Source organism: Providencia xihuensis (assembly GCF_041953405.1).
GTDB lineage: Bacteria > Pseudomonadota > Gammaproteobacteria > Enterobacterales > Enterobacteriaceae > Providencia > Providencia vermicola.
This window is the reverse complement of record NZ_CP169565.1, coordinates 1,541,422-1,555,165: the sequence shown is the minus strand read 5'-3', so window position 1 is coordinate 1,555,165 and position 13,744 is coordinate 1,541,422. Positions and strand designations below refer to the sequence as shown.

Genomic DNA, 13,744 nt, shown 5'->3' with positions numbered 1-13,744 from the left:
GCTAATTCGTTTCCTTTGAATAATACCACACGATTCTATTATGCCTGAAAGGGGGGGCTTCTGTTACAATACCCCTCTTGTCATCAAAACCATAGCTGGACGTAGTAATAATATATATGAAAATAGGCCTTTTTTACGGTTCTAGCACCTGTTATACCGAAATGGTTGCTGAAAAAATACGTGATATTCTCGGTGATGATTTCGTCACACTGAATAATGTTAATGATACTCCCCCCAGTGAAATGGAACAGTATGATATTCTAATTTTGGGAATACCCACCTGGGATTTCGGTGAAATACAGGAAGACTGGCTAGAAATTTGGGACGCGCTTCCCAACCTTAACTTAACGGGCAAAATTGTTGCTATGTACGGGTTAGGCGATCAAATAGATTATAGTGAGTGGTTCCTCGATGCATTAGGGTTGCTATACCATCAACTTAAACCGACGGGCGTGCAGTTTATCGGTTTTTGGCCAACCGAAGGATATACTTTTGATAGCCCAAAACCTTTAAATGAAACAGGCGATATGTTTGTGGGGCTTGCGCTTGATGAAGTGCACCAATTTGAACAAACTGATGAACGCATTGCCCAATGGTGCGTACAAATTTTACAAGAAATTGAAGCGTCCCTTTAAGACGCAATTCTGGCGGTAAATATTGTTCCTACTTAACTATGGATTGAACTCACTTTTAAATATCTGGGTATTGGAGCAATAACTGATTGAGATTCCGCCAGTTTTCTTCTGAAACTGAATCTCTGGCAACCCACAAATGAATCTTCTGCGCCTTTCCTTGCAGAGCTTCCAGTGTCAGTAATATACCATAGCGGGTCAGCCACGGCGCTTTCACGATATTCCATTCGTTTTTCTTCCATTGAACTTTATTACCGTTTACCAGTACAGCAACACCTTTTATTTTGCTGATATTTTTTTGGCTTTTAGCCCAACTAGCCACCACAACAACGAGTAATGGCAGCCAAAACACAGAATTACCTTGTGACCATGGAGCCAATAGCAAAAATATGCCAACGACACCATGAACACAGGTAGAAAAAAATTGTGTCTTCCATGAAATGGAGAGATTAGATTTCCACAGGACCACGATTTTTATTTTTTTCCTGAATAAGTTTGACCATACGGAACAACTCGTCATCCTCAGGACGACCGTGATTCATTAACCAATTGAATAAGTCTGGATCCGCACACTCTAATAAACGAACAAAAATTTGTTTGTCGTGTACCGTTAAGCTATCGTATTCATACTCAAAAAAAGGCATGATTGAAATATCTAGCTCACGCATTCCACGACGACAAGCCCAATGAATTCGTGCTTTATTCTCAATATCCATTCCACTACGACCTTTTGTTGCAGTTAACTGATAAGATTGATTATTTTCAATACTCTAACAGATTATCTGCGAAGAAAACATGTCATAGACTACATTGTTGTAATTTTAGTAGTAAAATGCCGTTTTTCTACAAACAGATGATAAAAAAATCCGAGATAATGCAAGCTGCATCATAATAACTACTTGCAATGTTATCTAGCTATTTTACCATTAAGCACCTTTAATCTATCCAAGAACAACAGGTGAAATCATGACTACCCACATTGATAGTACACAGCAATTTCCCCTTGAATCTCAGTCTTTACCACTCGTTTTGATTTCACTGGAAAACTGGGAACTTATTCATCTTGCAGGCCTCGATGCAGAAAAATATCTGCAAGGACAAGTAACTGCAGATATCACCACACTGGGACAAGCTCATACTTTAACAGCACATTGTGACCCAAAAGGAAAAATGTGGAGTGACCTACGCTTATTTCATCATTTAGAGGGTTTTTCTTATTTGCTTAGGCGCAGTGTTGCAGACTCGCAATTAGCTGAGCTTAAAAAATACGCTGTTTTCTCCAAGGTAACTTTTGAGAAAAAAACCGAGATAAAATTACTCGGTGTTGCAGGAAAAGGGGCAAGAGAAGCACTCGCAACGTTATTTACCACGTTACCTGATGAGCAAAACCAAGTTGTCTCTGAGGGTGATGCTACGTTGTTGTATTTTTCATTACCTGCTGAACGTTTTTTAGTGTTAGCCACTGAGGACGTTGCACAAAAAATGGCTGAAACATTAGGTGCGACTCAAGTCAACGATGACCAATGGCTCGCGTTAGATCTCGAAGCGGGTTTCGCAGTTATCGACCAAGAAAACAGCGCACAGCACCTGCCGCAAGCAACTAATCTGCAAGCACTTCCTCACGGGATCAGCTTTAAAAAAGGCTGCTATACTGGCCAAGAAATGGTCGCTCGAGCAAAATTCCGTGGTGCTAATAAACGTGCGATGTATTTATTAAAAGGCACTGCCACAACACTTCCAGCTATTGGCGAAGGTGTAGAATGGCAATTGGGTGACAAGTGGCGCCGCACAGGAACTGTTCTTGCCGCTGTTCGCCTAGGTAATGGTGAAATTTATGTGCAAATCATTATGAATAACGATATGGAAGCCGACAGCATTTTTCGTGTCATGGCTGATGAACAAAGCCATTTAACCATTGCCGCTTTACCTTATTCATTAGAAGAAGAACATTAATTGAGGTTTTTATGTCATCTGCATTAAGTAACAAGCCCATTGAGGTGGTTAATTTTGGGGCTTTTACTGAAGTCGTCCAATTTTTAATGGAGCTCGATAAGCTTAAAAGTATTTATCGTAAAAATAAGCTACTCAACCGTGAACGCCATGAAAATACCGCGGAGCACAGCTGGCAATTTGCCGTTGCCGCAATGAGTTTTGCGCCTTATGTTCAAGGCGTGAATATCGAACATGCAATTAAACTGGCTCTCGTGCATGATATTGTTGAAATTGATGCGGGTGATGTATTGGTTTTCGATAATGCTGCTCGTGATGCTATTCATGCAGAAGAAGTCAAAGCCGCAAACCGTATTTTTAATCTTTTACCAAGCCCACAAAATACAACATTGTTAGCACTGTGGAACGAATACGACGCATTAGAAACCCCTGAGTCGCTCTATGCGAATGCGATTGATAGAGCCATGCCAATGCTGATGAACTTGCATAATCAAGGTCAAAGTTGGGTCGAAAATCATATTCGCCTCGAACAAGTACTCAGTAAATGTGATTACATTGAGCAAATACTTCCTGAGTTCTACCAACAACTTAAGCAACAATTAGAGCTTGCTCAACAAAAAGGTTGGTTGCTTTAATTAATCGGCTAAAGCGGCTTTTCTGTCGCTTTAGCCTAATCCAGAAAGCATCTCTTCACTTACCTCCTCCTTAAATAAAACTAGCCTAATTAATAGCCATTTATTAAATCAAATTAAACTATACTTAGATAAATAATTGCCTAGTAATTTATCTTTTATGCAGTTTTGATTCGCTGTCAATGAGGTTAGATATGCCAAAAGACAATAAAAATGCTTCCCCTTATTTGTTATTGCTTGATATTCATTCCCCTTCTATTGTTCAGTTCAATAAGTCAACTCATCACCTAATGCCTCTAATTGAAGGACTCGGGGGTACACCTGACGGTATTGCAGTTGATCCTGATAATCGCTTAATCTATTGGAGCAACATGGGGGATAATTTTGATGAAAATGATGGCTCAATCAATGTTATGCATTTTGATGGTAGTAATAGAAAAATGCTATTAGGCAAAGGAGCAATAAGAACCCCCAAACAATTACAACTCGATCTGCTCAATCAACGGTTATATTGGTGCGATCGTGAAGGTGGAATGGTTTGCTCCTGCAGCATTAATGGTTCTGATCTAATGACCCACATTGCAAGGCCGCGAGATAAAAATGATCAAGTTGACATACTCGAACAATGTGTAGGCTTTGCCCTTGATCTAAAAAACAATTGGATTTACTGGACGCAAAAAGGAACGCCTAAGGGAAACTTAGGACGCATTTTTAGAGCACCATTAAGACCCAAAAATCCGCAATCTCCAGAAAGCCGCAGTGATATTCAGTTACTCTTGGCTGATTTACCTGAGCCTATCGATTTGTTACTCGATGAAGAAGCGAATATTTTATATTGGACTGATAGAGGGGCTGAACCTGATGGTAATAGCCTAAATTGTGCCAATGTCACCCTTCACGGGCTCACGAATCACCGCGTGATCAGCCGAGGATTCAAAGAAACAATAGGCCTAACTTATGATAAATCGGCACAACTGATGTATGTCGCCGATCTCCGTGGCGGCGTTTATCAAGCTAATATAACAACGGGTGAGGTTGAAAAAATTTACCAAGGCAACAGTTATACAGGTATTGACCAATATTCTGGTTAAACGATAGAAGAATAAAAAGGCTTGCCCCAATAAAAATGAAAAAGGAAGCAAGCCTAATATTTATCTAACTAAATATATCTAGTTTACCCGATTAATCAATTACATATATTCTTCAATCGGCACACATGAACAATGTAAATGACGGTCGCCATAGACATCATCAAGACGTTTTACTGCTGGCCAATATTTGTTCGCTCTGGTTTGTTCCGTTGGGAATACTGCCAGCTCGCGGCTATAAGCGTGTGGCCACTCACTTGCCAGTTCAGTTTGCACGTGAGGGGAATTCACTAACGGGTTATCTTCTAATGTCCATTTCCCTTCAACCACTTGGTCAATTTCATCACGTATCGCTAACATCGCATCGATAAAACGATTGATTTCTGTGATACTTTCAGACTCAGTTGGCTCAATCATCAATGTTCCCGCCACAGGGAAAGACATCGTTGGCGCATGGAAGCCATAGTCAATCAGACGCTTAGCAATATCTAATTCGCTGATCCCAGTATCTTTCTTAATAGGACGCAAATCGACGATACATTCGTGAGCCACATAACCCTCTTGCCCCGTGTACAGAATGTCATAACGACCCGCAAGGCGCTTAGCGATGTAGTTCGCATTCAAAATCGCCACTTGACTAGCCTTTCTTAAGCCATATGAGCCCATCATGCGAATATACATCCAGCTGATAGGTAAGATTGACGCACTACCAAACGGAGCAGCGGAAACCGCGCCTTGATCAGTAACCATATCTAATTCAACCACACTATGCCCTGGCACAAATGGTGCGAGATGCTTTTTCACACCAATAGGCCCCATACCTGGACCGCCGCCGCCATGTGGAATACAGAAAGTTTTATGTAAATTAAGATGAGAAACATCCGCGCCAATGAAGCCAGGTGTCGTCAACCCAACCTGCGCATTCATATTGGCACCATCAAGGTACACTTGCCCACCGTGCTGGTGAATGATTTCACACACTTCGCGAATGCTTTCTTCATACACTCCATGGGTGGATGGATAAGTGACCATCACACAGGATAAATCATCGCTATGCTGCTGTGCTTTTTCACGCAAATCCGTTAAGTCGATATTACCTTCATCATCACAACGCACCACCACGACTTCCATTCCTGCCATATGGGCAGATGCAGGGTTAGTACCATGCGCAGAAGCAGGGATCAAACAAATATTACGCGCACCTTCATTGCGGCTTTCATGGTAACGGCGAATAGCTAACAGACCAGCATATTCCCCTTGTGCACCTGAGTTTGGCTGCATACAAACCGCATCATAACCCGTTAATTGCACCAACCAGTGAGAGAGCTGCTCAATCATTTGGTGATAGCCTTGAGCTTGATCCGCTGGACAGAATGGGTGTAGCTCGCCAAACTCTGGCCACGTAATTGGGATCATTTCCGCGGCAGCATTGAGCTTCATGGTGCAAGAACCTAGCGGGATCATGGCTTGGTTCAGCGCTAAGTCTTTGCGCTCTAAGCTATGCATATAACGCATCATTTCCGTTTCGCTGTGGTAACGGTGGAAGTTAGGATGCGCTAAGATTTCGTCTTTACGCTGTAATGCATTGGGGATGGCTTGTTCAATTTCAGCAACTTGCTGATCTAGCTTTTCAAAATTTAGTTTTTCGTCTGAGCCAGTGATTACTGCAAATAATTGATTGATATCTTGGCGAGTGGTTGTTTCACTTAGTGTGACACCTACAGCGCCATGAATATCAGTACGTAAGTTGATTTTTGCTTTTTCTGCACGCGCTAATACCGCAGTTTTGTCTGCCACCTCAATCGCTAAAGTATCAAACCAGGTTTTGTGACGTGATACAAAACCTGCATCTGCTAACGCTTTCGCCAAAATTGATGTAAAGCGGTGGATACGCCCTGCAATCAATTTAAGCCCTTCAGGGCCATGATACACCGCGTACATGGCAGCAATATTAGCCAGTAATACTTGGGATGTACAAATATTCGAGTTCGCTTTTTCACGGCGAATATGTTGTTCACGGGTTTGCATTGCCATGCGTAATGCCGTATTACCCGCTGCATCACGTGAAACACCAATAATACGACCTGGCATAGCCCGTTTAAACTCATCACGGCATGCAAAGAATGCTGCGTGAGGCCCACCATAGCCCATCGGTACACCAAAGCGCTGAGCGGAACCAAAAACAATGTCCGCCCCTTGTTTACCTGGGGCCGTTAATAATACGAGCGCCATCATTTCTGCCGCAACACAGCTGACAATTTGACGCTCTTTTAATTGGGCGAGCAGCTCAGTGTAATCATGAACATTGCCTGTTGTGCCAACTTGTTGTAACAACACACCAAATACGCCTTCATGATCTAAAACTTTTTCAGCACTATCGACAATAATTTCAAAGCCGAAAGTCCCTGCACGCGTGCGCACTACATCAAGCGTTTGTGGGTGAACGTCATCCGCCACAAAGAAACGCTCCGCATTTTTTAATTTACTAATGCGCTTCGCCATCGCCATCGCTTCTGCCGCGGCAGTGGCTTCATCCAATAATGATGCAGAAGCAAGGTCTAACCCTGTTAGGTCAATAGTCAGTTGCTGGAAATTAAGCAGAGATTCTAAGCGGCCTTGGGATACTTCGGGTTGATATGGGGTATAAGCCGTATACCAACCTGGGTTTTCCAGTAAGTTACGTAAGATAACAGGTGGCAATACAGCAGGTGCATAGCCCATCCCAATGTAGCTTTTATAGCGTTTATTCAACGATGCAATGGCTTTTAACTCAGCCAATGCTTCTTGTTCGGTGGCTCCGCCGCCTACTCTTGGCGGCTCTGGAAGTAAAATGGCCTTCGGCACAATTTTATCCATTAAGTTATCGAGCGATGACGCCCCCACGGTATCTAACATGGTTTTTATTTGTTGTTCTGAAGATCCAATGTGGCGCGAGATAAATTCTGAACGGTTTTCTAATTGACTCAGTGACATCGACATATCTGTGTTCCCATCCTTTGTCTGCTATGCATAAGTTGTCGGGCGGTTATTACGGAACTTGCGAGATAACACTCAAAATCAGTGATGTAGCGATTTGTTTCTTGTTTCTTGTTTCTTGTTTCTAACGAATTATATTTTATCAATCCTCTAAATAGTTCAACTTGTGGCTAGGTGGCAAGCAAATGAGCCCCTAGGAGCATACACAAGTATGTGACTAGGGCGAGTGAGTGAAGCCAACACCGCCACAAGATGAAATATGACGAGGATTTTATTCTAAATAGCTTGAGTTGTGGCTAGGCGGCAAACGAAGACAATCTTGGGGAGCATACACAAGTATGTGACCCAAGTTGTCGAGTGCAGCCAACACCGCCACAACACAAAATATGACGAATAAACTATTCTTCAGCTTCAATCATAGAGGTATACCCCGCCGCATCAATCAAATCCGCCAGCTCTGCGGTATCCGATGCTTTAATACGGAAAATCCAACCTTCTTGGTATGGTTGTTCATTTACCAGCTCAGGAGAATCGCTCAGTTCGCTGTTTACTGCCACAATTTCGCCGCTCAGTGGTGCATAGATATCGGATGCCGCTTTAACGGACTCGACCACAGCAACATCATCACCTGCACTGACGACATTTCCCACCTCAGGTAAATCAACAAACACCATGTCCCCTAACGTTTCTTGCGCATGTTCAGTGATACCAACGGTATATTCACCATTGCCTTCATCACGCAGCCACTCATGTTCACGGGTATACATTAACTCTTTAGGTGTATTGCTCATCATTAGCCTCTCATTTTAAATTTATTGATTGGGTTAGCCCAAATTACACTAAGCGGTTACCTTCGCGGACAAAGCCCGGTTTAACCACTTCAACTGGCATTTCTCGCTGTCGAATTTCAACAATCGCTTTGTCTTGAATTCCGTTCGGGACACGTGCCAACGCAATACTAAAACCTAAAGTGGGTGAGAAAGAACCACTGGTAATGACGCCTTCTTTCAATTCACCCAAATCATCAGTGAAGCGAATCACTTGCCCTGCACGCAGTATACCCTTATCGCGCATCACAATACCGACAAGTTTTTCTGTTCCTTGCTCACGTAATTTTTCGAGCGCTTCACGGCCAATAAACTGGCGGTCTTCAGGTTTCCACGCAATCGTCCAACCCATATTTGCAGCAAGAGGAGAAATTGTTTCATCCATATCTTGGCCGTATAGGTTCATCCCTGCCTCTAAACGTAATGTATCACGGGCACCTAAGCCTGCAGGATGAATACCTGCTTTCAATAATTTATGCCAAAAATCAACAACCTGTTCTTTTGGCATTGCAATTTCATAGCCTTTTTCGCCAGTATAACCCGTTGTTGCGATAAACAAATCGCCAGTTTGAACGCCATAAAATGGCTTCATACCCTCAATGGCATGCTTTTGCTCTGGGCTCAATAATGAATGGACTTTCTCTGGCGCTTTAGGGCCTTGAACAGCAAGAAGAGCTAAATCATCACGCACTTGGATATCGACGGCATAGCCTGCAGCGTGTTGCTCAATCCATGCAAGGTCTTTTTCCCGTGTTGCCGAGTTAACCACGAGACGATAAAAATCATCAGCAAAGTAATACACAATCAAGTCATCAATCACACCACCTGATGCATTCAACATACCGGTATACAGTGCTTTACCTTGCTCGGTGAGTTTATTGATATCATTCGCTAAAAGGTAACGAAGGAAGTCACGACAGCCACCGCCATGCAAATCGACAATGGTCATATGGGAAACATCAAACATCCCTGCATCCGTTCGAACAACATTATGTTCATTAATTTGCGAACCATAATGCAATGGCATCATCCAACCATGAAAATCCACCATCTTTGCACCACAAGCAATATGCTCGTCATACAGTGTTGTCTGCTTTACCATGAATACCCTCTTTGTTCGATTAAGATATTTTGGAATGTTTACGGGTTAAAAATATCAATTGGTCATTATTAAATGGGCATTTTTAACCTAACGCAAACGATAACTTCTGTTAAAAAACTACCACTGTTTGCCTTCTGACTCTATAAAAAAAAATAGGGCGATATCTCCCTCTGTATTACTGATTACCCCCTACTTTTACCAGTGATTTTTGTTAAATAATTGAGAATGATCACTCAAAAACAGCCCAACACTGCTTATTTAGCTCAAAATATCGTCAGGCAGCTCTAAAAACACATGAATGGTTTAATTAATTAAAAGCCCATTAAATTAGAAAAACTAATGCGAAAACTTGATATAATTAGTTTTTTTCAGTCATTGATGGAAATAATAACAGAGCAAAATTAACTCAGAAATGATCATCAATGGCGACAAAAGATAAAAAGATGAATGACTCAATTATTTAAATTGGCAATTGATGTTATGAAAAAATAGGTCACTGATAGTGGAAAATTGGAAGGTTTTAATCATTTGAGAAGGCATAATTTATATTATGCCTTCTGAGAAAGGAATTTATACTACTTCATCAACTTGTAGCTGTTCCAACCACTTAGGCATATCAAACAACCCCATCGCGTGGTTCAATAATTGGGGTTTTACACCTGGTAGGCTATCTGCCAATACTAAGCCTATATCACGCAAGAGTTTTTTCGCTGGGTTATTGCCATCGAACAACTCACGGAAACCTTGCATCCCTGCTAACATCAATGCAGCGCTGTGTTTACGACTACGCTCATAATCGCGCAAATAAAAATACTGGCCAAAATCCTTACCTTCACGATGTAAACGCTTAATTTCACCGATTAACATCGCCACATCCATGAAACCAAGGTTAACCCCTTGCCCAGCCAATGGGTGGATGGTATGAGCTGCATCACCCAATAAGGCTAATCGCTGCGCCGCAAACTGCCGTGCATAACGCCCTGTGAGCGGAATGGTCATACGGTCACTTTCGACTTGGCAAAGGCCAAGCTGAACATCGAACGCAACAGCAAGTTCTTTATCAAAATCGGCTTTATCCAACGCTTGGCGCCTTGCGGCTTCTGTTGCCGGCTGTGACCAAACAATGGAGCAAAGATGCGGATCAGCTAATGGTAGAAAGGCTAAAATGCCTTCGCCATCAAAAGATTGGTGAGCAACACCTTCGTGCGGTTTTTCTGTGCGAATAGTTGCCACCAGCGCGGTATGTTCGTAATCCCAAAACGTCAGTGGGATATCGGCATGGCTGCGTAACCACGAATTCGCGCCATCAGCGCCTACAATCAGCCTTGCAGTCAACATGTTTTCATCATCTAACGTGATAAACACATCATTCTCACCCCATACGACTTTTTTAATGGTTGCAGGTGCCAATAATGTCACATCACGCAGTTCAGAAGCCTTTTGCCACAATGCATCGCGTACCACATTATTTTCGACAATATGGCCTAAATGAGTCAGATTGCGCTCTTGTGCTGAAAATGTGATACGCCCAAAACTGTTGTTGTCCCACACTTCCATACCGTTATAGGCGGCAGCTCTCATGCTTTTAATCGCTGGCCAAACGCCCAAATGGGTCAACAGTTTTTCACTTGCCGCATTAATCGCGGATACTCGTAATGCATAAGGCTCCGACGCAGAAAATGTCTTTTTCGGTGGATGATTTTCCACCACAGCAACGCGCAGGCCGCTTCCTTCAAGGCCACATGCAAGGGCAAGCCCCACCATGCCACCACCAGCGATAACCACATCAAACGATTGCATACTTTTTTCCTCTTTATATCGTGGTTATTGGTGAACAACCCAGCCCAATGTTTGACGAGCCAAAACATCGCGGACAGGCGGCAACATCTCCATTGCCATTAAACCTAAATTTCTTCCCACAATTAATGGGATACAGCGATTTGCAAATACGCGAACCAAACCATCAGTCATGGTCACGGTTTTTTCTCGGTCAATTGCACGAGCCTGTTGATACTGGCTTAATAGGGAATAACTGCCAATATCTTGCTGATTTTCATGAGCCTTAACCACAATTTGTGCCAATTGCATCACATCACGAATACCAAGGTTAAACCCTTGCCCCGCGATAGGGTGTAATGTTTGAGCTGCATTACCGACTAAAACGACACGGTGACTCACTGGGTTCAGTGCTTTGCGAAGTGCCAGCGGGTAGCAATGGCGTTTACCCGCCATTTCTATTTTCCCTAGACGCCAACCAAATGCGGTCTGCAATTTGTTAATAAAGGTTGCATCATCCCATGCATTAATCGCCTCCGCATGTTCTTGATGATGACACCAAACTAGCGAGCTGCGCCCCTCTGACATAGGTAATAACGCCAGTGGCCCAAACTCAGTAAAGCGTTCAAAAGCTTGGCCTTTCGGGTCAATGGCCGTTTTCACATTAGCAATAATGGCGACTTGGCCATAATCATCCTGCTGCCACTGCATATTGCAGGCTTGACCAACTAAAGAACGACTACCATCTGCAGCAATCAATAGTTCACCACTCACCATTTTCCCCGTATCTAATGTCACGGTGACTGAATCTTGTTCGCGGCGAATACTGTCAACTTTTGCAGGGCAATATAACGTGACGCCAGGCGCCTTTCGTAATAGCGAAAAAAGACGAGCACCCGCTTCGTGCAACTCAATCACATTGCCAAGAGCAGGAATATGATAGTCTTTTGCGTTGATATTCACAAAACCTGCGTGCCCACGGTCAGAAACATGAACGTGAGTAATCGGCGTTACACAATCGGCAAACGCTGGCCATACCCCTATTTTCGCTAAATATTGGCACGTACCATGGGCTAATGCGATAGCACGCGCGTCGAATCCAGGGTGTTTACCTTCTGGTAAAGAGGCCTCGATTAATGAAACCGATAATTTTCCTTGGCTAAGTGAAGAAATTGCCAAGGCTAATGTCGCCCCAGCCATTCCTCCACCCACGATGATCACATTCATGGGTTGTTTATTACCTTTTTATGATTAACCTTTTACCGTTAATAACCTCTACCCTAAACGCTGCTTTGCAGCCGCCATTAGGGCTTCTATTTCATCAGGGTCTTTGACTACTAAATCCGTTAAGTTTTCATTCCCGTTTTCAGTGATCACAATATCATCTTCAATACGAATACCGATGCCACGGTATTGTGGCGGTACGTCAGCATCTGGCGCAATATATAAACCAGGTTCAACCGTCAGCACCATTCCTACTTCTAGTGTACGGTCACGGTCTGTACCATAGAAACCAACATCGTGCACATCTAACCCTAACCAATGACTTAAACCATGCATAAAGAAAGCTTGATATGCTTTGTTTTCGATCAATTGATCGACGTCGCCCTGTAAAATTCCGAGTGCAACTAACCCTTCAGTCTTAATCCGCACAATTTCACGTGTCACTTCATGGATACTGGTACCTGGGCGATACAGCGTTAATGCAGTATCCAGCGCTTTAAGAACAATGTCATAAATTTCACGCTGTGCTTGACTAAACTTGCCGTTCACTGGGAAAGTGCGGGTGATGTCCCCTGCATAGCCGTCAAACTCGGCGCCTGCGTCAATCAACACTAACTCGCCATCTTTCATTTGGCATTCATTTTCGGTGTAATGCAAAATGCAGGCATTTTCGCCGCTACCCACAATCGAGTTATACGATGGGAAACGTGCTCCATGACGAGTGAACTCGTGTTCTAACTCGCCACAGAGTTGATATTCATACATATTTGGTCGGCAGGTTTCCATCGCACGAATATGTGCTAAGGCAGAAATTCGCCCTGCCTCACGCATGGTATTCAGTTCGGCCTCAGATTTAAACAAGCGCATTTCATGGACAATTGGACGCCAATCGATAACCGCTTGCGGTGCACGTAGATTACGGCGACTGCCTTTACGCAAGGTTTCCAGCGCATCAAATACCAGCTTATCTGCATACGCAAATTCCCCCTGAGCATGATAAACCACATCCAATCCATTCAGTAATTGGTAAAGTTGTTCTTCAATTTCATCAAAGGGCAATGCTTTATCAATCCCCAGTTTTTGAGGGGCGGCTTCTTGACCAAGGCGACGACCAAACCAAATTTCAGCCGTTAAATCACGAACGCGGTTAAAAAGAACAGTATGGCTATGTTTTTCATCACTTTTAATCAGTACTAATACCGCTTCTGGCTCACTAAACCCTGTCAAATAAAGAAAATCACTGTGTTGACGATACGGGTATTCACAATCGGCATTACGCTGCGCAGTTGGTGCAGAAAAAACCACTGCTGCACTTCCCGCGTCCATTTTTGCCAATAATGCATTGCGACGAGCAACAAATTCCTGTTTATTCATACCGTTTTTGCCTTATTGTCTGAATTATTAGGTTGCTAACATATTGTTGGTGCCAATATGCGCGACGATAATGACTTAACACTGATTAAAATCGACCCAAAGCCGCTTCGTTCTACCTTTCGATAAAACAAAGTGGCGTGTTTTTAGTCATAAACAAGTCGGG

12 protein-coding genes are annotated in these 13,744 nt (G+C 43.1%); 4 read left to right on the top strand and 8 right to left on the bottom strand.

The genetic code is table 11. The annotated features are described in order from the left end of the window. Positions 1-116 precede the first annotated feature (116 nt). Positions 117-635: a flavodoxin FldB gene (gene fldB / locus ACE2AL_RS06805; RefSeq protein ID WP_206082645.1), complete on the top strand. Its 519-nt coding sequence runs from the start codon at positions 117-119 to the stop codon at positions 633-635. 55 nt (positions 636-690) lie between these two features. Here fldB and ACE2AL_RS06800 read toward each other — a convergent pair whose 3' ends face one another. Next, positions 691-1,152 carry a protein YgfX gene (locus tag ACE2AL_RS06800; RefSeq protein WP_241016779.1) on the bottom strand — a complete coding sequence of 154 codons (462 nt, stop codon included), beginning with the start codon at positions 1,150-1,152 and terminating at the stop codon, positions 691-693. After that, entirely contained in the window at positions 1,082-1,348 is a 267-nt protein-coding gene (sdhE, locus tag ACE2AL_RS06795) for an FAD assembly factor SdhE (RefSeq protein WP_206082647.1), read from the bottom strand. Before sdhE ends, ACE2AL_RS06800 begins: the two co-directional genes overlap by 71 nt. A 250-nt stretch (positions 1,349-1,598) precedes the next feature. Between sdhE and ygfZ the strand changes: the two genes are divergently transcribed. The 3 genes from ygfZ (at position 1,599) to ACE2AL_RS06780 (ending at position 4,305) form a co-directional block, all read left to right on the top strand. After that, the gene (gene ygfZ, locus ACE2AL_RS06790; RefSeq protein WP_206082648.1) at positions 1,599-2,585 is read left to right on the top strand and encodes a tRNA-modifying protein YgfZ; all 987 of its coding nucleotides are present in this window, start codon (positions 1,599-1,601) and stop codon (positions 2,583-2,585) included. Between the two features lie 11 nt (positions 2,586-2,596). Continuing rightward, complete coding sequence (locus ACE2AL_RS06785) at positions 2,597-3,217, top strand: HD family hydrolase (protein WP_206082649.1); 621 nt, start codon at positions 2,597-2,599, stop codon at positions 3,215-3,217. A 191-nt stretch (positions 3,218-3,408) separates the two neighbouring features. Next, positions 3,409-4,305, top strand: a complete 897-nt coding sequence (locus ACE2AL_RS06780) for a YncE family protein (protein WP_206082650.1) — start codon at positions 3,409-3,411, stop codon at positions 4,303-4,305. Between the two features lie 99 nt (positions 4,306-4,404). On the opposite strand, the gene gcvP is transcribed toward ACE2AL_RS06780, so the two are convergent. The 6 genes from gcvP to pepP all read right to left on the bottom strand — a co-directional run bounded on the left by gcvP (position 4,405) and on the right by pepP (position 13,581). Next, positions 4,405-7,281 (bottom strand): aminomethyl-transferring glycine dehydrogenase, encoded by a 2,877-nt coding sequence (gcvP, locus tag ACE2AL_RS06775; protein WP_349415786.1) that lies wholly within the window; start codon positions 7,279-7,281, stop codon positions 4,405-4,407. A 395-nt stretch (positions 7,282-7,676) separates the two neighbouring features. Continuing rightward, on the bottom strand, positions 7,677-8,069 hold the full coding sequence (gene gcvH / locus ACE2AL_RS06770; protein ID WP_047756761.1) for a glycine cleavage system protein GcvH: 393 nt from the start codon (positions 8,067-8,069) through the stop codon (positions 7,677-7,679). Between the two features lie 43 nt (positions 8,070-8,112). Next, positions 8,113-9,207, bottom strand: a complete 1,095-nt coding sequence (gene gcvT / locus ACE2AL_RS06765) for a glycine cleavage system aminomethyltransferase GcvT (RefSeq protein ID WP_375084169.1) — start codon at positions 9,205-9,207, stop codon at positions 8,113-8,115. 570 nt (positions 9,208-9,777) lie between these two features. Continuing rightward, positions 9,778-11,007: an FAD-dependent 2-octaprenylphenol hydroxylase gene (ubiI, locus tag ACE2AL_RS06760; protein ID WP_375084168.1), complete on the bottom strand. Its 1,230-nt coding sequence runs from the start codon at positions 11,005-11,007 to the stop codon at positions 9,778-9,780. Between the two features lie 24 nt (positions 11,008-11,031). Beyond that, on the bottom strand, positions 11,032-12,210 hold the full coding sequence (gene ubiH / locus ACE2AL_RS06755) for a 2-octaprenyl-6-methoxyphenyl hydroxylase (protein WP_375084167.1): 1,179 nt from the start codon (positions 12,208-12,210) through the stop codon (positions 11,032-11,034). 48 nt (positions 12,211-12,258) lie between these two features. Beyond that, the gene (pepP, locus tag ACE2AL_RS06750; protein WP_272539126.1) at positions 12,259-13,581 is read right to left on the bottom strand and encodes a Xaa-Pro aminopeptidase; all 1,323 of its coding nucleotides are present in this window, start codon (positions 13,579-13,581) and stop codon (positions 12,259-12,261) included. Positions 13,582-13,744 lie beyond the last annotated feature (163 nt).

What these genes read in the sequence shown, in the direction of transcription:
- fldB (WP_206082645.1), top strand. Translation starts at nt 117, where the DNA reads ATGAAAATAGGCCTTTTTTACGGTTCTAGCACCTGTTATACCGAAATG.
- gcvH (WP_047756761.1), bottom strand. Translation starts at nt 8,069, where the DNA reads ATGAGCAATACACCTAAAGAGTTAATGTATACCCGTGAACATGAGTGG.
- pepP (WP_272539126.1), bottom strand. Translation starts at nt 13,581, where the DNA reads ATGAATAAACAGGAATTTGTTGCTCGTCGCAATGCATTATTGGCAAAA.
- ygfZ (WP_206082648.1), top strand. Translation starts at nt 1,599, where the DNA reads ATGACTACCCACATTGATAGTACACAGCAATTTCCCCTTGAATCTCAG.
- ubiH (WP_375084167.1), bottom strand. Translation starts at nt 12,210, where the DNA reads ATGAATGTGATCATCGTGGGTGGAGGAATGGCTGGGGCGACATTAGCC.
- gcvP (WP_349415786.1), bottom strand. Translation starts at nt 7,281, where the DNA reads ATGTCGATGTCACTGAGTCAATTAGAAAACCGTTCAGAATTTATCTCG.
- ACE2AL_RS06780 (WP_206082650.1), top strand. Translation starts at nt 3,409, where the DNA reads ATGCCAAAAGACAATAAAAATGCTTCCCCTTATTTGTTATTGCTTGAT.
- sdhE (WP_206082647.1), bottom strand. Translation starts at nt 1,348, where the DNA reads ATGGATATTGAGAATAAAGCACGAATTCATTGGGCTTGTCGTCGTGGA.
- ACE2AL_RS06800 (WP_241016779.1), bottom strand. Translation starts at nt 1,152, where the DNA reads ATGACGAGTTGTTCCGTATGGTCAAACTTATTCAGGAAAAAAATAAAA.
- ACE2AL_RS06785 (WP_206082649.1), top strand. Translation starts at nt 2,597, where the DNA reads ATGTCATCTGCATTAAGTAACAAGCCCATTGAGGTGGTTAATTTTGGG.
- gcvT (WP_375084169.1), bottom strand. Translation starts at nt 9,207, where the DNA reads ATGGTAAAGCAGACAACACTGTATGACGAGCATATTGCTTGTGGTGCA.
- ubiI (WP_375084168.1), bottom strand. Translation starts at nt 11,007, where the DNA reads ATGCAATCGTTTGATGTGGTTATCGCTGGTGGTGGCATGGTGGGGCTT.